Below are 23,350 nucleotides of genomic sequence, written 5' to 3' on the forward strand. Positions count from 1 at the left end.
GCCCTTCACACTCGGGCCAACTCCAGCTGCGAACCCCGCTCAACTTCGAAGAGCCTCCATACTGTTCCCCCGTTGGTTGCTGATTCAGGGTGATGAAGCAGATCGTTTGCGCCCTCTGCGTCGCTGCCACAGGGCTGATCTGGGTGGCATGTCGGCTGGCCGAAGTCAGCGTGAACGAAAAATGGCCCGCCACCGGCCGAGAGGGCAAGCTGGCGATCAGCAGCTTCCGAACTCGCAAAACCCGACCTAGTCAATTCGACCACAGGCAAAACGACTGCAGTTACGATGCCGCCTGCGGCCGCCCGAGCCAGAGGACGGCAGTGGACTTGATGCGTCAAAGGAGAAAAAGGGACAGGGAAATGACGGTCGGCATTGCCATCCGTCCGAGGAGAGTAAACCTCCGCATCTGGCGCGTGATAGTCATCCTAATCGATGCACCGGCGGACGGGCAGCCCCTAAAATGGGTAGTCAGGGAAGGCGTTCGGTGCCATGCAACTGGCGAAGACCAGCGCGAGCACCCAGTCCAGGTTGCTGGGCAGGCACAACCGCACCACGAGCCCCGGCCGCCGCAGGCGCGGCCGGGGATCCCGTTTGCGGGGCGGACCAAGACGGCGGTCCAGGTCCGGCGTGAAGTACTGCGACAACCCCCACTTCAGCCCGCTCACCAGAACCATCCCGAGGGTGAACATGCCTACCGTGGCAGCGGCCACCATGATCGCTTCGAGTCTCGAGTCGCCGGCCGAACCCGAACACAGTAGCGACGCTGCCACGTACCCGGCCAGCGGAACCATGCTCAGCCCGAACCACGCCTGAAAGCGGAAGAGGTTCGCCATCTCAGCGTCACCGCCCGAAGGCGGCCAGGCCCGAGCATGGCCACGCACCTCCTCCAGCGTCCAGACGAACCGCTTGTCCCGGTTGGCCAGGCGCACCAACAGCGGCGCCATCACCACGACGAGCGGACGGCCCAGATCCCGCAACCGCCGGCGCGACTGACCAGGCTCGACTTCGACGTCATCATGGGTAATCAAGCAGATCGCATGCCCTCCATGTCGCCGCTGCACCGCCGCTTTGAGTGGGATATCAGGCCCGCCAGCAATTTCGATATCACCTCATCAGGTGTCACCCCGAAATCGCGCGCCGCGTCCGCCTATCGAGCAGCGGCACCACTCCGACTGGCGCTCATAATCGTCGCTGCCACGTCATCGGCCCGGGTGTGCCATCCCTTCCATTTGGCCAGGTTGGATTTTTGCACAGCCCATGCCACCACCGGGTCACCCGACGCGGTCGTGATGGTCAGACCGCCGTAGCCCGGCTCGACCATCACCACCTCATCGAGCGGCACTCGCCTCGACCCACTGGGGTTGCGCACTGTAACGTCGTTATCGGTGAGGATCACCGCTGGGTGGAAGGCGAAGCGAATCGCGGTGAAGACACCGCCCACCACCACGAGGCCAGCGACGAACACATTGGACCCGATGAGCCAGGAAAGAATGCCGGCCAGCGGAATGACGGCAAGTGTCGCGGACCGCCCGAGGAGAGAAACCCTCCATATCTGGTGCATGACAGATATCATAATCTATCTGCCGAAGAATGGGCAGCCCACAAATGGACCAACAGCGCCTCACCGCTGTCCGGTGTCCGGGGCCCGGCCGGTCGCGTAGTTCCACACCGTTCGGACCGGAACCGAGTCGCGGGTGTGCGCCGGTCTCTCCACGAACAACAGCTGCGCCAACTCGTCGATGCGACCCTCCCCGGCCAGGAGCCAGGCGCGGATCAGCCATGCTCCCGGGCCGAGGATGTCCGGTGTCTCGTTCAGCACGACATCCCGGTCGAGCAACAGCAACAACTGCGGCAGCAACTTCTCCAACCGCTGCCGCACCATTGCGGTCACCCGGGCCGCAGAGTCCTCATCAGCGATCCGCCACTGATCCTCACCCGACAGCCCGCCAGAACGCAGCCGTCGACGCCATCCACCGTTGTAGTGCCGAGGCAACTCCGACGCCGGCCGCCCGGTACGCTGCCGATCCCACTCCCACTTTGCCGCCAACACCAAACCGATGTTGATGTAGAAGACCTTCTCCCCACGGCTGGAATGATCCGACGGCTGCACCTCAAAGATGAGCACATCCCCTTCCGGCGAAAACCGGCGAAAGACCCGCCCCGCCTCACCCCGCTCGAAGCCGTACCCGGCGAGCTCGACCGCCAAGTCCTCGATGAAGCCGGCAAACGACGACTGCGCGGACAAGACCAACTCCTTTCCAGCTCGCCGGGAGGCAGCGAGCAGATCATCCTGATGCGGCCACGGTACCGGCGATGGCTCCGGCGCCAAGCACGACGCCGCAGGCTCCCGCGGTAGCGACGACACAGACGCCGATCGCTCCGACCGCGGCGACGGTGACGACCGCCCCGACCACCCACGGATTCTTGATCATCGGCTCCTCGACCTTGACTGGCTTGTACTCCCGGACCGGTTGCGGAGCCGTCACCGGCGGCGGCGGAGGCTTGGGCTTGCGCCAGCGGAATGGACGGTACAGAACCTGTCCCTCGGTAGGACCGTTGAACACCACAACGGACTCCTGGGTGCCTGGCACCGCCGCGAAGACCAGCGACGTCAACGCAAATCCGGGCTTGGCATCGTACTCACCCCCTGCCTTGATTTTGCGCACGTAATGCTTGACGTCCCGATCAGCCTCGTCCGGGCGGTGGGCGATCTTGACCTCCCAGACGTAGATCGTCTTGGTGTCTTCGTCGATGTAGACGATGTCTGCCTTGCCTGGCTCACCGCATGTGCCATTGTGCGACTTCGTCTTACACGCATCCTCGATCTCGTACTCGATGAGTACCATCTCCGGGTCGCCTCCCATGTCCGCCACCTGCTTCTTGATCCGCTCCTGGGCAGCGCGTTGAGCAGCGTTGTGACGGACGTTGTTCAGGAATCCGAGAAAGCTTTGACGCGCCTTCTTCTTCTCCTTCGCCTGCTTGGCATTGTGTTTTCTGACACGCTTGTCGTATTCCGCCCAGCTCTCTTCTTCGAACTTGAGGCCGGAAGGGTCGGAGAGGGTGATGGGGTTGTTGTTGCTGTAGACGTAGCCGTTGATCTGCTGCGGGTCAAGCAGATCCATGACCGGGTCGAGGGAGACGAAGCGCCCAAGGACCGGGTCGTACTCGCGGGCGCCGAGATGGATCAGCCCAGTGTTGTCGATGGTCCCGCCGACGAACCCCTTGTCGTTGGGCCAGGCAGGCGTGCCGCCGCGTGGGGTGCCGTACGGCGTCTGCCTGCGGACGGTGGCCTGCTGGTTGCCGGCTTCGACAGCGACCGTCGCGGTTCCCTGATGATCCGACGAAAGCCAGGTCAGTCCGGCGCTGGTCCGCGAGGCGACCATCGATCCGGCGAACGAATAAAAGCGGGTGCAGGTGGTGGCGCCGGTGCTCGCGTTGTAGCGGATTTCCTGCCCGGGCAGGTAAAGGGTCCTGCCGGTCGGGTCCCGACGGATCAGGCGGTTGCCGTCAGCGTCATAGATGTAGCGCGTCTCTCCGGTCGCGTCGGTAGACGTCTCCAGATGCCCCTCGGGATCCCAAGTCAGAGTCTGGGTGCCTGCCGACGGCGTGGGACGACTGGTCAGGTTGCCCGTCGCATCGTAGGTATAACTGCCCGTGCTGGCACCCGAGGTCGCCGTGACTGCGTGGGGCCGGACGCTGTTTGCCCCGGAGGGCGGGTAGGTGTACGTGGTGGTGGCGTCACCAGTGCTGCGATGCACCACCTCGGAGGTCCGGTTGCCAAGCACGTCGAAGCGCCAGGAGTGCCAGTATGGTGCCGGTCCGCCGAGCGCGGCGACGGTCCGCGATGCGGTGCAGTCGCCGTTGCTGGGCGTCCACGCCTCGGTCAGCCGCCGCACGTGGTCGTAGCTGAAGCACTGGGTGTCGTCGACCGGATCAGGAGCGCTGTCGACGATCTTCATAATGTTGCCGATGTGGTCGTAGCTGTACCGGGTGTCTGCGACGATGTGCGGGGCGACCGAGTCACGATCGGTGCGAACGCCGGTGAGACGGCCGGTTTCCAGCTCTCGGGTGTACTTCTGGAAAACCCGTCCGCCAGTACCGGTGTACAGCTCGATCTGGTCGATTTCGCCGAGGGCGTTGTAGTCGGTGTCGGCAACGTACGACGACTCCTGGTCGCCGAGGAGCGTGTGGAGCGTGGTGGGCTTGCCCAGACTGTCGTAGCCGTACGTCAGTGCCTCGGCTGGCAGTCCCGTGTTGGTCGACGGGAGACTCGTTGAGGCGACCGTGTCGTCGAGATTGTAGGTGTTGTTGTAGTTGTATGTGCCGGTCAGCCCAGTCTCGCTGGACGGGATGACGACCTGGGTATTCCCGGGCAGATAACTGTCGTTGTAGTCCAGGATTTTCACCTGGTATGAGGCCGACCCGACGAACCGGGTCGACTGGGACAGGTAGCCCTTGGCGACGGTGTCGTAGATCCACTGGGCGCGCATCGGGCCGCCCACCTGATTCTCGTAGACGGCACGCTTGCGACCCAACGGGTCGTATAAATAGGCGATCTTCTTGCCGGCCGCGTCGGTGATCGTGGTGACCCGTCCCGCGTTGTCATACGTGGAAACCGTCAGTCCCTTGTCGGGGTCATCGATCTCGGTCTGCCGGCCCCGAACGTCATATCGATAAACCCAGTCGTTGCCCTTGGCGTCGACAACCTTCGTCAGGTTGCCCCGCCGGTCGTAGCTGTACGACGTCGCGTCCCAACTGTCCGCCGTGCCGGGGGTCGGGGTTGGACCGTGGTACTGCCGGAGTTCCACGAGTCGGTCCCGCACGTCGGTGACCTTCGAGGTCGCGGTGCCGCCCTGTGGTGGGGTCAGGTCGGTGCGGTCGCCGGCGTAGTAGGTGGAGGTGCGCCACCGCTCGACGCCGTACGGCTGGTAGATGTCTGCGATGGTCCGGCCGGCTCCGTCGTACGCGATGCGCGTCTGTCTCGGTACGAACGCCTTGTCCGTCGCCGTCAGCAGGGTCCCACCGGGTGTCCCGCTGGCGTGGTAGACGTCGAACTTGAGCGACGCTCGGCCCGCAGTGTCGTAGAACGACTCGGTGAGGAGCCGGCCGCCCGAAGGGGATGGACGTTGCGTTTGCCGCTGACGCATCAGGCCGTCGAAGAGCTCGTATGACCTGACGTACTCTCCGTCGGCATTCAGGCGAGAGGTGGTGATCACCGACGGCGCGTTGGTTCGGATCTGATAGCTGAACGTGTTGTTGGCAGTCTCGGTGGCCATATCTCGACCGGGACCCCAGACTGCCGTCAGCCGTCCGAGCGGGTCGTAGGTGACGTCGGTGCGCTTACCGTTCGGATCGATGATCGACGTGGGCAGGTTCCAAGCCGGATCGAGTGTCGTACGGGTCTCGTGCAGCGATGGGTTCTTGGACAGGGTCGATGTGACCGGAGCATCGGTCGAGGGGGTGAAAGCGATCGTGGTCGCATGGTTCATCGCGTCCCAGGTGGACGTGACTCGGCCGTGGACGTCGTGGGCGTCCCGCTTGATCGTGGTGAAGGTCGGCGCTCCGGCGTTCCAGGCGGCGATCTCGTCGGTGTGCGTGGCAAGACCCTTGCTCGGTGCCGTTTCGAACGCCTGATTGTCGTAACGGATGCGGGTTTCGCCGATGACGTCCGCCTCGGCGAGATTTGCGGGCGTCCCCGCGTCGGCACATTTGACCGCATACGTTTGCATCCGGTGCAACCGGTCGATGATCCATGCATCGGTGTTGCGGGGGGTGTAGTCGTTCTTGGTGCACTGCTCGTCACCAGCGACGCCGTCCAAGCCGAGATCGTCGATGGTTTCGGGCATGCCGTAGCTGTCGTAGGTGGTGACGGTCTTGTTGACCCGCTCACCACGCCCGCCGTCGAGCGTGGTGTGGCGGGCGACGGTGCCGACGCGGGTGAAGCGGGCGGTGACCGTATCCCCGTTGATCGTGCGACTGGCGGTCGGTGCCGACGCCCACGGAGTGTTCAACTCGCGCTGGATCACCGCTCCGCCAGGACCGTTGAGAATCTTGGTTTCGCGGGCCAGGCCCGCGTACCAGTCCTCGTCGTTGATCCCGTCGATGGTGACGGTACGCGAACCACCGGTCGGCCCCAGCTTGTCGCCATGCATGCCGCGGAAGTATCGAGTCTCGGTGTACTCCTGCTCACCGGCATCGCCCACGGTGACGCCGACCCGTCCGTAGCCGCGGTAGTCCGACCAGGTCTTGTGGGCGCGGTCGATCAGTCCGTCGTCGTCGTTGTAGTGCCAGGCGACGCCGCCATAGTAGGTATAGGAATATGCGATCCGGGGGCTCCCGTTTGGTGGGGCACCACCGGTGTTGTCATTCTCGTAGATGGTGGTGACCACATACTTGTGAAACCAGTCGGTGACAGGGCTGGAATAGCCTTCCGGTTCCCAGATCACCGGATAGCAACGCCGGGTGTTGGTATGTGGAGTGGGCATGGCCTGCCCAGCCGTGCAGTCCTGGCCCGAGTAGTTGACGCTGATGGTCCCGCCGGATTCGTTGCGGATCCTCGTGATTCGCATCCAGTTCATCTCCGGAGCGAAATCACCGATCGCGTCGACGCGGTTGGGCAGCTGGACCGGAGTGAATTCGATGTCCGGGACGGAGACACTGCCCCCGGCGAGGCCCGTGTGGGACAGCTTGTCGAGCCAGAGCCCGGCGCGGGTGGTGTCACCGGGATCCGGGAACGTATGTGTGAGCGTCCAGCGCTCCACATTTCGATAGCCGGCACCACTACGCACCTGGGTGGTGATGGTGGCGAGTCGCTTGGTGGACCAGAACGTGGGGTAGAACTTGTCCGGGCACGACGTCGCCGAGCAGGCCATGTCCCACGGGGTGTCCGGCCAGTGCACCTCGTCGCGGGTGGCGCAGTCAGTCAGGCACCGATCGGCAACGCCAAGATCGACTCGCATCGGCGCGTCGGTGTTGAGTACCGAGTCGACACCGTCGATCTGACGGGTTCCGTAGTCGATTCGTTCGAGCCAGCCGCCACGGTCATAGGTGGCGTCATCGGCAGGGTCCAGGTTACGGCCGTACTTGTTCGTCTCCCGCTCGTACCAGTAGGACACCGAGTTGCCGGAAGGGTCGACGACGTAGTCGAGATTCCACCGCCATGCCTGCATGCAATCGGAGTCGGCGAACGCCGCAGCATGACAGGGTTCACCGGGTTCGTTGCCGAATACTGGCACCGTCCAGGTGGAGTTGGTCACCGGCTTGCCGGCGCTCCAACCCGGCAGGCGGTTTCGGCCGAACCAGTACTGCACGCCGTCACCGGTCGTGACGACCCAGTGTTCGCCGTCGTTGTCACCGTTGGTCGCCCCGGTCTTGCGTTCGATGCGTGAGCCGTCGTCGCCACGGAGGTGCCACCGGTTCTGGGCCGCGTTGAAAATCAACTCACCGGAGTTTCCCGGCAATGACAGGGCAGCGTTGTTCGTCTCCCAGCACAAATCTCCGGTCTTCTTGGTGTTGTTGGCCGAGCCGCCCAAGTCCCGCGCACAGGGCTGATAGCGGCGTTCGATGAAGCCGCCGATCGACGCATCAAAACCTTCACCGATCCACGACGGCTGGTTGTTGGAAGCGGCGTGCTGCCCATCGACCGACTGTGACGAGTAGGAGAGCCCTAAGTGCGGGGATGGACCGCCCAGAGCCGGCGGCGTACGCATGGGATACGACCAGGTGAACGCGCCGGTATTGGCACCGACCGCCCAGGTCGCCGAGGGCTTCAACGAGGTGGCCGTGTAGTCACCGGCCGGACCGGCCGGGCCTGCGGTCGCCGCCACCATCGTCGATACTCCGCCGAGCGACACCTCGGCCGTGAGCGACTTCTTCTGGACGTCGTTTCGTGAGGGCAACGGTCTGCCCGCGCACTCGCGCCGCTGTGGGGTGGTCAAGGCGCACTCGGGCAACGACACCAGCCGCAGCCGGCTGGACCAGTCTGCGCCAAAGGCCGTCGCAAAGGATCTGTAGTCGAGGGTCACCACGGATTTGCCCGTGGTTGCCACACCGTCGGCCCTGGCAAGTCGCATCAGCACGCCGTCAACCCGGGCCTGATGCGTGGCTGCGCGGTCGAGAACTTCCACTCGGATCCGCTTGGGAGCCGATGAGTCGCGTGCGAAGCCCGACGCGGAAGCGATGTGTACCGGTGTGCCGGTGGCCCTGATCGTCTGGGCATGGCTGGAGAGTTCAACGACTTCGGTGGCCGGCGCCGGCCATACCGGCGCTGGCTTGGCCGTAGCGACCGCCGGACGTGCGGTCGACTTGGTCTCAGCCGCCGGCGGCTCCACGACCGGCACGGTGGGCACCGGTGCAGCCTGCGATGGGGTGTACGGCTTGGTGGGCGCGGCTTGCGCTGGCGGGGCATGGAGCAGGCCAGCTGCCACGGTGGCCGCAATGCCTGTCGCTGCAGCTGAGTACCACCGTCCGCTGCGCCACCGACCGATTACGCTCAGTGAGATTCGAGAATCGGCTGAGGACATGCATGTCTCCATAGATCGCCAAGCGAGTGGAAGAAGCCGGACGGTGTCTGCGCAGCGACACCGTCCGGCCGCGATTGATCAGGAAGTGGGAGGGTTGAACCGCAGGCCCAAGCCGGGCCGCAGGACGGGTTGCCGGTAGGTGTACTGGATCGCGGCGGTGCCGTCGGCGTTTTCGATGCCGATGGTGGCGGCGCCGCCGCGTTCGAGGAAGGTGCCGTCGTTGTCGGTGTAGGCGAAGCTGTAGCCGCCGGCTTCGTCGAGGATGGCTTGGAAGGTGACCCGGGTACGGGGGTCTTCGTAGGAGTGGACGTTGCGCCATTCGATGACGTACTGCCGGTTGGGTGCGGTGCCCCGCACGGCGGTGCGGACGCTGGCGTTGGCGTCGACGACCCAGTCGTGCCAGAACGGGTAGAGCGCCGCGTTGGCTTCCTCCGGGCTGGCCGCCGAGGGGATCGGCCAGGCGTCAGGTGACGGCTCACCGGGGTCGATGAAGCTGACCAGGCCGTTGATGTCCACGTAACCGGTGTTGTAGGTCTGCCCGTACAGGCTCACCGGGAAGGGCAGGGTGACCGGGGTGTAGGCGTCGTCGCCGGTGAGCGACAGGACGGTGCCGTTGGCGGGGGTGTAGGTGACGGGTTGCTCAGCCAGTTGGTAGCCGCCGCCGGCGGGCGTGGAGCCCAGGTGGTAGTCGGCGCTGATCTGGGTGTTGGTGCCGACCACGACCTGCCGCACGTCCGAGCCTCGGCAGGCGCCGCTGGGCACGGTGGCGATGACGGCCCAGCTGCCGGCGGGCACGTCGGTGATCTGGTAGGTGCCGTTGGCGGCGGTGGTGGCCGTCTTGTCCGCCACCGCGACCGTCGCGCCGGTCACCGGGTTGCCCTGGCAGGTGACAGTGCCGGCCACGCTGCCCTGACCAGGCGGGTTCGGGGTGAACGTGACACCCTGGCCGCTGGCCAGCCACGGCTCGCGGAACAGGTACTGGAAACCGATGGTGCCGTCACCGTTCTCGATGCCGACGGTGCCCTCACCGCCGCGCTCGATCGGCTTGTTCGGGTCGATATCGGCGTAGGCGAGGGTGATCTCGCCGTTCTCCTGGAAGATCACCTCGAAGGTGGCGCGGGTGCTGGTGTCGCCGTAGATGTGCACGTTGCGCCACTCCACGACCCACTGCCGGTTCGGGGCGGTGCCGCTGATCCGGGTGGCGATCCGGGCCGCAGAGTCGACCACCCAGTCGTCCCACAGCACGTAGACGGACGCGTTCGGCGAGCCATCCACCGCCGGTGAGGGGATGGTGCCCGGCCAGGAGCCGATCCACCCGAAGTACGCCGGGTCCTTGAAGCTGATCAGCCCGTTGGCGCTGATCCACGCCGAGGTGTACGACTCGCCGTAGAGCTTGACCGGGAACGGCGGGTTCTTCTGCCACACCGTCTCATCACCCTGCCAGCCCTCGACCACGTCACCGGGCACGAAGGTCCGCGGACCAGCGGTGCACTTGTAACCGAACTCGTCACCATCGACCATCACCGACAGGTCCACATCCGAGGTGCCGCCGGCATAGTTGATGATCTCGCGGGCGTACTGGCCGGCACACCGACTGTCGCCGGTCGACGCCGCGACCTTGTACTCCCCGACCGGCACCGCGGTGAACTGGTAACTGCCGTCGGCCGCGGTGGTGGTGCTGCGGTTACCCGGGTTCAACGTCACCGTCGCCCCGGCCACCGGGTTACCGGTCACCGCCGTGGTCAGCACCCCTTCGACCGCACCTGCGGGTGCCGGCGTGTAGGTGATCGAACTGTTCGCCGTCAACGCCGCCTCCTGGAAGGAGTACAGCGCCGCCACCGTCCCGGACGCGTTCTCCAGACCGACCGTCGCACCGGCACCCTGCTGGATCGGGGTGGACATCGCACCGTAGTGGAACGTGATCCGCCCGTCCTCATGGAAGATCACCTCGAAGGTGATCCGCTGCGCGTTGGTCGGCCGGAAACCGACGTTGCGCCACTCGATGACGAACGACCGGTTCGGTGCCGTGCCCATCGTCTGGGTCCGCACACTCGCCGACGCGTCCACCTCGAGGTCGTCCCAGAACGGCGCCACCACCGCGTTCGGTGCCGCCACCGTCGGCAGCGTCGGGTTCACCCAGGTGTCCGGCTCACCCGACACCGGCCCGAAGCTCACCAGACCGTTGGTGTGCACCCGCCCAGAGGTGTACGACTCGCCGTGGAAACGCACCGGGAACGGCAGCGAGACCATGGACACCGCGTCGTCACCGGTCAACGGCAGCACCGTCGACGCGGACACGAAGCTCGACGCCCCGGTGGCACAGGCGTAACCCATACCACCGAAATCCGGCCCGAGCTGCAGGTTACGGACCAGATCGGCGAAGAGCTCGACCTGCTCGCGCGCCACCGCGCCACAGCGCCCGGCCATCCGCACCGACACGGTGTAGCTGTCCGCGACCAGGCCGGTGAAGCTGTACGCACCACCGGCACCCGTCGTGGTGCTCACCCCACTCGGGTCCAACGTCACCGTCGCGCCGACCACCGCGGCACCCGCCGCATTCGTCAACACACCCGAGAGGTTGTGCAGTTCCAGATCCGCTTCGCTGTCCGGGCGGGCGAACGTGATCGCCTTCGTGTTCGCCAACACCGGCTCGGCCACCGAATAACGCAGCCGGTCCTGACCGTCAGCCGCCTCGATACCGACGACCGCGTGCGCACCTCGCTCGGCGGAGTTGTCCATCTGGTCGTAGTTGGTGACCACCGTGCCGTCCGGGGCGAGGGTCACCCCGAAAGACAGTCGCTGGGCGGTGTTGCCCTTGCGGTGCACGTTGCGCCACTCCACCACGAACCGCTGGGCGGCACCGGAGCCGGTGGTCGCGGTACGCACGCTGGCCGAGGCGTCGACGACCAGGTCGTCCCAGAACGGGGCCACCACGGCGGCCGGAGCCACCGGAGCCGGCAGTTGTCCCGTGTACGGGTGGGAGCCGCCCGGGTCGGTGAACGACAGCAGACCATTGGTGTCCACCCAGGCGTTGCGGTAGGCGCCGCCGTAGAACGGGAAGGCGAACGGCAGGGGCACGGCGGCCACGGCGTTGTCGCCGGTCAACGCCAGCACGGTGGACCCGGTCGCGAACGCGGCCGTCTGCTCGGAACAGGTGTGTCCCAGATCGTCGCTGAACGCCGAGAGGAAGATGTCGAAGGTGGCCGCCTGGCCGTCGATCTCCAACGACCCGTTGAAGGCCTGGCCACACCGGCCACCGAACGTGGCGGTGATGGTGTACGTGCCGGGCCCGAAGCCGGTCAGCGCGTAGCTGCCGTCAGCGCCCGAGGTGGCCTGGTGACCGCCGGGCTGCAACTGCACCACGACGCCGGCACGGGGAAGGAAGTTCGCGTCCCACACCGTGCCGGACAGGAACGCGGCCGGTATGACCGTGAAGGCGCCCTGGTTCAGGTCGCTGACCCGGTTGCCGTCGTCGACCGCAACGGCGTACACCGGTCGTTCCCCGGTCAAGCTGCCGACGCTGATCGTGATCGTGGCCGTTCCGCCTGCGGTGTTGGCGTTCACGGTGGTGCCCAGTCCGGTGCCGTCCGGGCTGTACCTGAACTTGGTGACGTTCGTGTCGCCGCCGGCGTCGAACCGTACGGTCAGCTGACCGCCGGCGGTCACCTCGGCCCCGTTCGGGAAGGTGATCTTCGGCTGCAAGGGCACGGCGAGCTTCGCCAGGTTGGCAACGCTCTCGGTGAAGTTGTAGAACCGCACGTCGTCCACGGTGCCGGCGAAGAAGCTGTCGTCCCCGCCGTTCCACTTGCGCTTGCCGACTGCCACGTCGGTCGTGGCGTTGAAGCCACCGACCAGGGTCGCTGTGCTGGTCTGGAGCACACCGTTGACGTAGAGCGTCATCCGCTTGGTCGACGCGTCGTACATCCCCGCGAGGTGGGTCCACTTGCCTGCGGTGGGGGCGGCGTCCGACAGCACGCTGTACAGCCCCGGGCTGTCGACGTCGCTGGATGCCATCGTGAACCGCCAGCGTTGATTGGCACCGGCGTAGCCGAGGTGATAGGCGGACGACCGGGTGCCGTTGGCGCTGATCACCGTCTGAAGACCGCTACCGGCAATAGAGTTGATCTTCACCCAGGCCGCGACGGTGAAGTCCGCGTCGGTACGGACCTGAGTCGAGACTCCGGTGTCGGGATGCGGAGTGGTGAGGGCGCCGGCCCTCGTCGCCGCCGCCGTGCCGGGCAACGACAGCGCGTTGCCCACCCCGGATCGGCCCGCGACCCGGGTCGCCGACGCGCCGACGGTCAAGGTGTTGCCGTGGCCGGAGACGTCGGCGGCAGTGGTGCCGGTCTCCTCGAACGTCCACTCGGCGGCCGGACCGGAGCCGGCCCGGACGCTGAACGAGTAGGTCACCGGGGTGGAGAAGCGTCCCGCATGGTCCTTCGACCACACGTACAGCACATTCACACCATCATGCAGCGGAGTCACCGCGAGCGACGCACCATAGTCGGTCGTCCGCGCCGGGACGGTCTTCGCCGCAGTCAACACGCCGGAGTCGAGACTGTAGGCGTACTCCTTGACCTCATACGGACGCGTGCCGGGCGCAGCGATGCTGAACGTGCCCGAGATGCCGACACCACCGCGCGGCGTGCCGTCATTGAGGTACGACGTGGAGGTGACGCTGGCCGGTGGCGGCGGTGGTGTGGCGTCCACGGTGAACTCGCACGTCCCGGACCAGGCGCTGTGATGAGACCCGTCCCAGGTCCGGGCCTGCCAGACGTAACTGGTGCCGTCGGTCAACCGGCCCGAGGGAATGGCCCGCGACGCGGTCGACGGGTTACCCGCCGACTGGGAGACCTTGTTCGACTCGCTCCGCGCGCCACCGACCGGCCACCAGTAGAAGTCCGTGGTCAGTGACTGCTGGGCGGTGTCCGGGTCGGAGTGCTTCACCGCGAGGATCGGCGTCGTCGTCAGCACGTACGGCCGCGCCGTGCCGGTGGCGCAGGTCTTGCCGTCTGACTTACGGTCCGACGGCGCGTTCGGGCTGGTGTTGTAGGTGATCGCCAGCTTCGGCGAGGAGTGGTTGAACCTCTTCCACTGGTTTTTGGTGCCCTCGTCGACCGCGCGCAGGCCCACCGTCATGTTTGACGACTTGGCGGCCGCCACCTTGGTCACCATCGACTTCACGTTGAACTCGATGGTGCCCGTACCGAGACAACCGTGTGCCGCGCCGTACTTGCGGTTTCCGACGGTCTGTGCGGTGTAGCTGCTGTTCCAGGTCGGCTGGTTGTTCCAGGTCGTGCTCGACGAGATCGCGCCGGTCAACCACAGCTTCGCGTTGCTCTTCGGGCTGCACGTCCACGCGTGCCGCTGCTCGATACGGAACTGCGCGGCGAGGATGTGCTTGCCCGCCACGGCGGAGGTGTTCATCCGGAACAGCGACCGAATGATGTGGTCCGCGCAACCGGAGCAGTCCTCGGTGCGCCCAGCACCCGCCGAGCCGTACGTCGAGCCGTTGTTCAACGCCGACGCATTCTTCCAGAACGAACTCGTCTTGTACTTGCTCCACACCGAGGTCCACGAGTTGCTGACGACCCCGCCCGTCCACGACGGGTCGATGTAGATGGGCAGCTTCGTGTCGGGGTCGGCCAGCATCTTCTTGTCCGGCATCAGCGTCATCACGTCGCCGTCGACCCGCACCGGCATGACCGCACGCCGCGCCGCTTCCTCCGCCGGCTCACCTGGCGTGGCCTTGGCGGATCGCTCCTGGGTAGCCTCTTCCTGATCAAGCTGCCGCTGCTGCTCGCTCGTGCTCGGCTTGCGCTGACGATCGGTGCCGCGGGTCCGCTCGTCCTGCGGGACCGCCGCATCGGCTGCGGTGTCCGGGGTACCCGAGGAGTCCCACATCAGCGGCGCCGGGGCCGCGAAAACCGTGGTGCCCTTGGCGTCGCGAGCCACCAGCCCACCCGAGCTGTTCGGAGTCACCGTCACGCCCTTTGCCGCCAGGCCGAATCGCAGCGTCGACAGCTTGGGATTCGCCGCCGCCTGGCGGGTCTTCACCACGAGCACCTCGGAGAAACCCAGTGGCTGCGCGGTGACTCGCAGATCCACATCGGGCAGGACGTTCCGGTAGACCGCCGTCGCACCTTCCAGCACGGGCTTCGGCAACCGACCCGGCCAGGACATCGCCAACTCTCGGGTGCCGTCGCGCAGTTGGGCCAGCGGCGCGTCACCGCCGGCGGAGAAGACCATCGGCAACACCGTCGCGCGGGGCGCCACTCCCTGGTCGGACACCTTCAGCGTGGTGTCCACCGGCACCCAGGACTTCCCCTTACGCACCCGGGTCGGCTCGATCGTCTGCTCCAGGGTGCGGGAGTCGTCGGCGTTGAGGAAGGTCTGCGACCATTCCGTCCGCTCGGCGAGAATCTCCACCCGCCGGCCACACACCTCCACCATGCGCCGCGCCGAGGCGGCGTCCGGCTGTTCATCGACGCACACCGGCGCCGGTGGCGCCGCTTGGGCCGCTTGGGCCCGGGCCGGAGCGACCAGGCCGCTGGCTACCAGTGTGGCGGCGATCGCCGCCGCCCACCAGGACCGAGACATGCGGATACGAGCAACAGCCACCAGACACCCCCGTGCGGATAAGCAGTGCACCGGACTGTATTGACCGAGAATGATCTATGTAAAGGGCCGTCACAGCTTGACACCACAAATCAGGCATCGACGGCGCAACCGATCCGCGAACTCACGCAAGGTGATCGCCCGGCCGCCCTGAGCATCAAGCGCGACGCCACGTCGCCCGCGACCACACCGTCCAGGACGGTGACTGTGCCGAGAGTGGACGGTGACCGTGCCGGCTGCCGACATGCGTAGCGTCGAGGGATGACATCGGTGCATGAGAACCCGGCAGTGGCGGATCGGTGGGTGCGAACTCTTACCACGAGCAGCGCCCCCCGCATCCAACTGGTCTGCTTTCCGCACGCCGGTGGGACGGCCAACTACTTCCTGTCGCTGGCCCGGGCGCTGCCAGCGGAGGTGGAGGTGTTGGCGATCCAGTATCCGGGGCGGCAGGACCGACGTGCCGAGCGCGCCCGTACCTCCATTGCGGAACTCGTCGACGAGGCGGACGCAGTGCTGCAGGCTCGGCTCGCCGGGCCGTTTGCGTTCTTCGGGCACAGCATGGGTGCGGTGATCGCACACGAGGTCACCCAGCGGCGTGCCCGGGCCGGTGCCCGACTGCCGCAACGGCTGTTCGTCTCGGGTCGGCGCGCGCCGGATCAGCCGCCGTGCCGGCCGGATCCGCCACGCACGGACGTCGGGATCCTGGAAGATCTGCGCGAAGCCGGTGGCACCCATCCGCTGTTTCTGACCGATGCCGAACTGCGCGCCGAACTCCTGCGGGTCATGCGTGCCGACTATCAGGCCATCGACTCGTACGCGTGGCATGCGCAGCCGCCGGTGAACTGTCCGATCACCGCCCTGACCGGTGACGCCGACCCGCAGGCTGCCGTCGCGGCGGTGCGCGCCTGGTCGGCACACACCTCGGCCGGGTTCGACCTGCGCGTCTTCTCCGGCGGGCACTTCTACCTCGACGAGCACCGGTCGGAAGTGGCCGGCGCGATCGGTGAGGGACTGCTTCCACTGCCCTGAGGGCCGGTCATCCCCCCAGCGGGGGTGACCGGCCCGTCGGTGCGGGTCAGCGTGCCGAACTGGTGGCCAGCGCCGGTGGCAGGTACCCGACCTCGGTGAAGAATCGCAGGTAGGTGTCCAGTACGTCCGCGGTGACCGGGGCCGGTGGCAGACCGGCGGCGGCCAGCGCGGCGTCGGTGTCGGCGGTGTCGATCACCGGGTAGAAGGCGTCGGTGTCGGCGACCATCAGCTCGAACGCGTCGAGCAGCGGGTAGAGCGCGTTGTCCCGGTCGGCGAGCACCGCGGCGTGCCACTCTGCCCAGCTGGTGACGGTCAGCTGGTGTCCGTGGGCGCGGAGTCGGTGCAGGATGTCGCTCCAGGCGACCCGCTCGCTGTTGTAGAGGTGGTGGGTGCTGCCGATGTGCTTCGAGTCGGTGGACAGCGCGATGATCGACGCGGCCACGTGGTCGACCGGCACCAGGGGGACGCTGCCGCCGAGGCTGTCCGGAACCGTGCCGGCCTGGATCAGTCCCTTGATGCTCAGCCACAGGTAGTCGCGGGTCTGGCAGGCACCGTGGCGGCGGTCGCCGGAGACCAGGTCCACCCGGTACACCGAGACCGGCAGACCACGCTCGCGGGCCAGTCCGATGATCTGCTCGGCGACCCATTTGCTCTGCAGGTAGCCGCTGGGCAGCAGGTCGGCCGGGCCGGTCGGGTCGTGCGGGCCGTGGCCACGCCCGTCGGGGGCGGGGCCGGCGAACACGCCGGTGGTCGAGACGTAATGGACCGGTACGGTGCGCTGCGCGGCGGCCAGGCGCAGCACCTCGCGGGTGCCGTCCACGTTCGCGGCGCGCAACGTGGCGTACGGCTGGAGCCAGTTCACCGTCGCCCCGGCGTGGTAGACGACGTCGATGTCGCGGGCCAGTGCGTCGAAGGTGCCCGGGGTGAGGCCGAGGCGGTCGGCGGCGAGGTCCCCCACCACGGGTACCACTCGGCCGGGGTCCAGCTGGTCCTCGATGCGGTACCACCGGGCGGTCTCGCGTAGCCGCTTCCATGCGTCGTCCGGGTCGTTCGCCCGGATCAGGCAGTGCACCGTGGCGGTGGTCGTGGCCAGTAGTTCACGGAGCAGGAACGCGCCTACGAAGCCGGTGGCGCCGGTGAGCAGGATGTGCCGGGGTGCGCCGTCGGGGATGGAGCCGGGCGTCGGACGGATGTCGTCGGGCAGCGTGACGTCGGCGGTCAGGTCGAGGCCGGCCGACTGTTCCGGGCCGGTGTCGAGCAGGCTGGTGTGCAGATAGTCGGCCAGGGCTTGCGGGGTGGAGTGGTCGAAGACGGTGGTGGCGGGTAGGGCCAGGTCGGTGCGCTGGGCCAGCCGGTTGCGCAGTTCGACGGCGAGCAGCGAGTCGATGCCGAGGTCGGTGAACGTGCCGTCGGCGGGCAGGTTGTCGGTCCCGGTGCGGCCGAGCACGTCGGCGGTGACCGTGCGGACCAGGGTGGTGAGGGCTTGGCGGCGTTCGTCGGCGGAGAGCCCGGTCAGGTCGGTCAGCTTGTCGGCGGACCGGTCCGCGTCTGCGGGTTCGCGTCGCACCGTCGGCGGCAGCAGGGTGCGCAGCACCGCCGGCACGGTCTCCGGGCGGGCGCGCAGGGCGGTCAGGTCGATCGGTACGCCGATGAGCGTCGGGTCCGGATGCCGCAGCGCCGTGTCCAGCATGGTCAGGCCGGTGGCGGGGTCGATCTGCTGATAGCCGGCGCGGGCGATGCGGGACCGGTCGGCGTCGGTGAGGTCTCCGGTGATGCCGCTGCGGCCGGCCCACAGGCCCCAGGCGATCGAGGTGGCCGGCAGGCCGGTGGCGTGGCGGTACGCGGCGAGCCCGTCGAGGAAGGCGTTGGCGGCGGCGTAGTTGCCCTGCCCGGCGCCGCCGATGGTCGCGGCGAGCGAGGAGAACAGCACGAACGCGGCCAGGTCGAGGTGGCGGGTGAGTTCGTGCAGGTGGGCGGCGGCGTCTGCTTTGGGGCGCAGTACCCGGGCCAACCGGTCCGGGTCGAGGTCGCCGATCAGGCCGTCGTCGATGGTCCCGGCGGTGTGGAAGACGGCGGTGATCGGCGGTGCGGCCGCCAGCGCGGCGCGCAGCCCGTTCCGATCGGCCACGTCACAGGCAACGACCCGGGCGGTGGCGCCGACGGCGGCGAGGTCGGCGATCAACTGGCGGGCGGCTGGTGTGTCCGGTCCGCTGCGGCTGAGCACGAGCAGGTCCCGGACGCCGTGGCGGGTGGCGAGGTGTGTGGCTACCAGGGTGCCGAGCGAGCCGAGCCCGGTGACGAGCACGGTTCCGGCGCTGAGGCGGGGGCCGGGTCCGGGTGGGGTGGTGACCCGTTCGGCGCGGGGCACGTACGCGGTCCCGGCCCGTACCGCGATCTCCGGTTCACCGGTGGCGGCCAGGCTGGTCAGTAGTTCCGGGGTGGGTTCGTCGTCGAGGTCGACGATGACGAGACGGCCGGGTTGTTCGGTGGTGGCGGTGCGGGCCAGTCCGTGCAGGGCGGTGGCGGCCGGGTCGGTGACCGGGCCTGGGCCGGTCGCGCCGCGGGTGAGCAGCACGGCCGGTGGGCCGGACGGGGCGGCCAGGTGGCGGCGCAGGGTGTCGAGCAGGTCGGTGGTACGCCGGTGCAGGTCGGTGGCCAGGTCGCCGGTTGCGGTGGCGCGACCGTCGATGATGGCGGGGGTGGGGCCGGTGGTGGTCGGTACGGGCATCGGCTGCCAGGTGATGCGGAACAGGGCGTCACCGGGGCGGTGCCGGGCGTGGGCCAGGGTGTCGGCGTCGACCTCTCGGGTGCGGACGGTGGCGACGGTGGCCAGCGGTTCGTCGTCGCCGGTGGTGAGCAGCAGGCCGCGGGGGGCGCTGCCGTTGCCGGCCGGGTCGGTGACGATGGTGCGTACCCCGGCCGTGGTGGCGGCGCTGCGCTGCACGGCCACGTCGCGCCAGTGGTACGCCTCGCCGTGGTGGCCGGTCGCGGCCAGCGCGGCGTGCAGGAGTTCGGGGTGCAGCACGTAGTTGCCGGCCGTTTCGCCGTCGGGCAGCCGCACGGGCACCGGCTCGCCCTCGGCCGTCGGGATGGACGCGGCGTCGGCGGCCAGGTCGCCGGTGGCGAGCAGGGTCCACGGGACGTCGGTGTCGTCCGGGCGGCCGTGCAGGGTCACCGGCCGGGTGTCGCCGGTGGGCGCGCCGACCCGGATCTGCACGCGCAGACCCCGGTCGGGGCAGATGACCGGGCCGGTCACGTCGAGGCGGCGCAGCACCGGTCGGCCGCACTCGTCGCCGGCCCTGATGGCCAGTTCCACCAGGGCCGACGGTGGCAGCAGAACGGCGCCGTCCACCCGGTGGCGGTCCAGCCAGCGGTGGGTGGCGGGGGCGAATCGGCCGGTGAGGACCAGCTCGCCGGTGTCGGGCAGGGTGACGGCGCCGGCCAGCACCGGGTGGTCGGCGGGGGTGAGGCCGAGGGCGGCCGAGTCGGCCGGGGGCGGGGTGACCCAGAACCGGCGCCGTTGGAACGGGTAGGTGGGTAGGTCGACGTGCCGGGCGCCGGTACCGTCGAGCACTGCCCGCCAGTCGACGTGGTGACCGTGCCGGTGCAGGGTGGCCAGCGCGCCGGTCAGGGCACCCACCTGGTCGTGGCCGGTCTGTGCAGGTACCGCCACGCCGGTGTGGTCGGTGAGGGTGGCGGCGACCGCCGGGGTGAGCACGGCCGCGGGGCCGGCTTCGAGGAAGGTGGTGGCGCCGGCGTCGGCGAGCGCGCGGACGCAGTCCTGGAAGCGGACGGTGGCGCGGACCTGCCGTACCCAGTAGCCGGGGTCGGTCAGCAGGCCGGGGGTGGCGAGGTCGCCGGTCACGTTGGACACGATCGGCAGGGTGGGTTCCCGGTAGGTGAGGGTGGCGGCGACGCGGTGCAGCGGGTCGAGGACCGGGGTGGTCATCGGCGAGTGGAAGGCGTGGCTGACCGCGAGCCGGTGGGTGGTGATCCCTTGGGCGGCGAGTCGTTGCGCGACGGCGAGCACGGCGGGTTCGGGGCCGGCGAGGGTCACTGCGGCAGGGGCGTTGACGGCGGCGATCACCACGTCGTCGTCGTGCTCGTCGAGCAGTGCCTGCACCTGGTCGGCGGGGGCGGCGACGGCAACCATGGCGCCCCCGGGCGGGAGGTCCTGGAGCAGTCGGGCGCGGGCGGCGACCAGGGTGACGGCGTCGGTCAGGTCCAGTACTCCGGCGACGTGCGCGGCGGTGATCTCGCCGAGGGAGTGTCCGCCGACCATGTCGGCGCGGACGCCGAGGGACTCGGCCAACCGGAACAGCGCCACTTCCCACGCGAACAGTGCTGGTTGGGTCCAGCCGGTGTGTGCCAGTTTCCCGGCCCGGTCGGTGCCGTCGGGGGCGAACAGGACGTCGCGTAGCGGCTCGTCGAGGTGTGGGTCGAAGGCGGCGCAGACCTCGTCGAGCGCGGCGGCGAAGGCGGGGAAACGGGTGTGCAGGGCAGCACCCATGCCGGGGCGTTGGGCCCCTTGCCCGGAGAAGATCACGGCGAGGCGTCCGGGTTCGCCGGTCGGGGTGGTGTCCGGTGCGGCGGCCAGCGCGGCGAGGCCGTCGAGCAGGCCGCTGCGGTCGGCGGCGACCACGTGTGTGCGGTGTCCCAGTGGGGTGCGGTGCAGGGCGAGGGTGTATGCCGCGTCGGCCGGTTCGATGTCGGGCCGGTTGCTCAGGTGCGCGTGCAGCCGGGTCGCCTGGGCGCGCAGCGCGGCGGCGGTGCGGGCGGAGAGCAGGAACGGGTACGGGCCGGGCTGCCGTGGTGTGTCCGGTTCCGGTTGCTCGGGAACGTGTTCGAGGATGATGTGGGCGTTGGTGCCGCTGACGCCGAAGGACGACACGGCGGCGCGGCGGGGGCGTTCGGTCTGCGGCCATGGGCGTGCCGAGGTGAGCAGGTCCAGTGCGCCCTGGGTCCAGTCGACGGCTGGGTTTGGTGTGTCGAGGTGCAGGGAGCGGGGGGCGATGCCGTGGCGCATGGCCTCGATCATTTTGATCGCGCCGCCGGCTCCGGCGGCGGCGACACTGTGGCCGATGTTGGACTTCAGCGAGCCGAGCAGCACCGCAATGGCGCGGTCCTGCCCGTAGGTGGCCAGCAGGGCCTGGGCTTCGATCGGGTCTCCGAGTCGGGTGCCGGTGCCGTGGGCTTCGATGACGTCGACGTCGGCGGGGGTGAGCCGGGCGTCAGCCAGGGCCTGCCGGATGACGCGTTGCTGGGCCGGGCCGCTGGGCGCGGTGAGGCCGTTGGAGGCGCCGTCGGAGTTGATGGCGGAGCCGCGTAGGACAGCGAGGATGCGGTGGCCGTGGCGGCGGGCGTCGGTGAGGCGTTCCAGCAGGAGCAGGCCGACGCCTTCGGCCCAGCCGGTGCCGTCGGCGGTGGCGTCGAAGGATTTGCAGCGGCCGTCGCGGGCGAGGCCACGCTGCCGGGAGAAGTCGATGAACCCGCCGGGGTGGCCGTAGACGGTGCAGCCTCCGGCGACGGCGAGGTCGGCTTCCCCGGCGCGCAGGGCGCGGGCGGCCAGGTGCAGGGCGACCAGGGATGAGGAGCAGGCGGTGTCGACGGAGAGTACGGGTCCTTCGAGGCCGAAGGTGTAGGCGATGCGGCCGGAGGCGATGCTGCTGAGCCGGCTGGTCATCATGAAGCCGTCGAGTTCGGGTGGGCCGTCCAGGCCGAGGTACGACTGTTCGCCGACGCCGACGAACACGCCGGTGCGGCTGCCGCGCAGCGGGCCGGTGTCCAGGCCGGCGCGTTCGAACAGTTCCCATGTGGTTTCCAGGAGCACCCGCTGCTGGGGATCCATGCCGAGGGCTTCACGGGCGGAGATGCCGAAGAACTCGGCGTCGAAGTCGGTGGCCGCGTCGATGAAGCCGCCGTGGCGGGTGTAGGAGGTGCCGGGCGGGCCGTCCGGGTGGTAGAGCCGGTCGACGTCCCATCCACGATCGTCCGGCCAGGTGGTGATGGCGTCGACACCGTCGGCGACGAGCTGCCACAGTTGTTCGGGGTTGTCGGCGCCCGGGTAGCGGCAGGCGGTGGCCACCACCGCGACTGGTTCCGGGGTGCCGGCCTCCAGCTCGGCGACGCGTTCGCGTGACCGCTGCAGCTCGGCGGTCACCCACTGCAGGTATTTCAGCATGCGGTCCTCTTCGGACACGACGTCTCCTCGGGGGTCGGGTGGGCGGCCGGGCGGGGGTGGGTGCGGCCGGGGGTGGATCAGGCGCCGGCGGGTCGGGCGGCGCGGCCGAGCTGGTCGTCGATGAATGCGAACAGTTCGTCGGCGTCGGCTGAGTGCAGCAGTTCCGGTTCGGGACCGGGTTCGGTCGGTGACCGGCGGGCCAGTACTTCGCCGAGTCGGGCCAGCACAGCGGTGCGCCGGTCTGCGGTCAGCGTGTTGCGGGCCAGCGCGGCGTCGAGACGGTCCACCTCGGCCAGTAGGTCGAGGTCGTCGGTGTCGGCGGTGGCGGTGGTGGCGGTGATGGCGTACTGGTCGAGGAGCAGTCCGGCCAGTGAGCGTGGTGTCGGGTGGTCGAATACGGCGGTGGCGGGCAGGGTGATGCCGAGGGCGGTGGAGAGCCGGCTGCGCAGTTCCACGGCGGTCATCGAGTCGAAGCCGAGGTCAGTGAAGGCGCGGTCGGCACCGAGCCGGGAGGGGTCGCCGTGGCCGAGCACGGTGGCGGCTTCGGTGCGGACCAGTGCGAGCAGCCGGTCGGCGCGGGCGTCGTCGTCCAGGCCGGTCAGATCCACCGCGGCCGGTACTGGTGCGGTTTTCGGTTCGGGTACGGCGGTCGTGGTGGCGGCGTCGCGCAGGAGCCAGTACCGCTCGCGCTGGAACGGATAGCTGGGTAGGGGGATGCGGGTGCCGGCGGTCACCGGCGGATAGGTGTCGGGGTCGACGGGTTGGCCGTAGGCGTACAGGTGGCCGAAGAGTTCGGCGGCGGCTTGTGGTTCGGGGCGATCGCGGCGCAGCGTGGGCAGGGCGGCGACGCCGTCGGGCAGGTGGGCGGCGAGCATGCCGGTGAGGATCGCGTCGGGTCCGACCTCGATGAGCGTGGTGACGTCGTCGGCGAGCAGCCGCTGGGCGGCGTCGTGGAATCGGACGGTGGAACGGACCTGCCCCACCCAATACTCCGGATCCG

The 23,350-nt window shown here is 68.6% G+C and carries 8 protein-coding genes; 1 reads left to right on the forward strand and 7 read right to left on the reverse strand.

Going from position 1 to position 23,350, the window contains the following annotated elements; translation table 11 throughout:
- Positions 1-455 precede the first annotated feature (455 nt).
- The 5 genes from C1A38_RS26475 to C1A38_RS26495 form a co-directional block, all read right to left on the reverse strand.
- Positions 456-1,061, reverse strand: coding sequence for a hypothetical protein (locus C1A38_RS26475; RefSeq protein WP_146017635.1), 606 nt, complete (start codon positions 1,059-1,061; stop codon positions 456-458).
- 86 nt (positions 1,062-1,147) lie between these two features.
- Positions 1,148-1,561: a PH domain-containing protein gene (locus C1A38_RS26480; protein ID WP_158244945.1), complete on the reverse strand. Its 414-nt coding sequence runs from the start codon at positions 1,559-1,561 to the stop codon at positions 1,148-1,150.
- Positions 1,562-1,621: 60 nt separating this feature from the next.
- On the reverse strand, positions 1,622-2,245 hold the full coding sequence (locus C1A38_RS26485; RefSeq protein ID WP_233197031.1) for a DUF4304 domain-containing protein: 624 nt from the start codon (positions 2,243-2,245) through the stop codon (positions 1,622-1,624).
- Positions 2,246-2,285: 40 nt separating this feature from the next.
- The gene (locus tag C1A38_RS26490; protein WP_353505540.1) at positions 2,286-8,348 is read right to left on the reverse strand and encodes an RHS repeat-associated core domain-containing protein; all 6,063 of its coding nucleotides are present in this window, start codon (positions 8,346-8,348) and stop codon (positions 2,286-2,288) included.
- Positions 8,349-8,600: 252 nt separating this feature from the next.
- Positions 8,601-15,122 (reverse strand): NIDO-like domain-containing protein, encoded by a 6,522-nt coding sequence (locus C1A38_RS26495; RefSeq protein WP_233197032.1) that lies wholly within the window; start codon positions 15,120-15,122, stop codon positions 8,601-8,603.
- A gap of 279 nt (positions 15,123-15,401) precedes the next feature.
- On the opposite strand from C1A38_RS26495, the gene C1A38_RS26515 reads away from it, so the two are divergent.
- Complete coding sequence (locus C1A38_RS26515; RefSeq protein WP_102660437.1) at positions 15,402-16,169, forward strand: thioesterase II family protein; 768 nt, start codon at positions 15,402-15,404, stop codon at positions 16,167-16,169.
- Between the two features lie 46 nt (positions 16,170-16,215).
- Here the strand turns inward: C1A38_RS26515 and C1A38_RS32260 are convergent, their stop codons facing one another.
- Positions 16,216-22,368: a type I polyketide synthase gene (locus C1A38_RS32260; RefSeq protein ID WP_199180339.1), complete on the reverse strand. Its 6,153-nt coding sequence runs from the start codon at positions 22,366-22,368 to the stop codon at positions 16,216-16,218.
- Positions 22,369-22,427: 59 nt separating this feature from the next.
- Positions 22,428-23,350: phosphopantetheine-binding protein (locus tag C1A38_RS26525; RefSeq protein ID WP_233197033.1), on the reverse strand; the 923-nt coding region annotated here is incomplete at its 5' end.

Origin of the sequence: Verrucosispora sp. ts21 (assembly GCF_002879555.1) — a bacterium.
GTDB lineage: Bacteria > Actinomycetota > Actinomycetes > Mycobacteriales > Micromonosporaceae > Micromonospora > Micromonospora gifhornensis.

Coding starts and splice junctions, on each gene's coding strand:
- C1A38_RS26515 (WP_102660437.1), top strand. CDS start 15,402: ATGACATCGGTGCATGAGAACCCGGCAGTGGCGGATCGGTGGGTGCGA.
- C1A38_RS26495 (WP_233197032.1), bottom strand. CDS start 15,122: ATGTCTCGGTCCTGGTGGGCGGCGGCGATCGCCGCCACACTGGTAGCC.
- C1A38_RS26480 (WP_158244945.1), bottom strand. CDS start 1,561: ATGCACCAGATATGGAGGGTTTCTCTCCTCGGGCGGTCCGCGACACTT.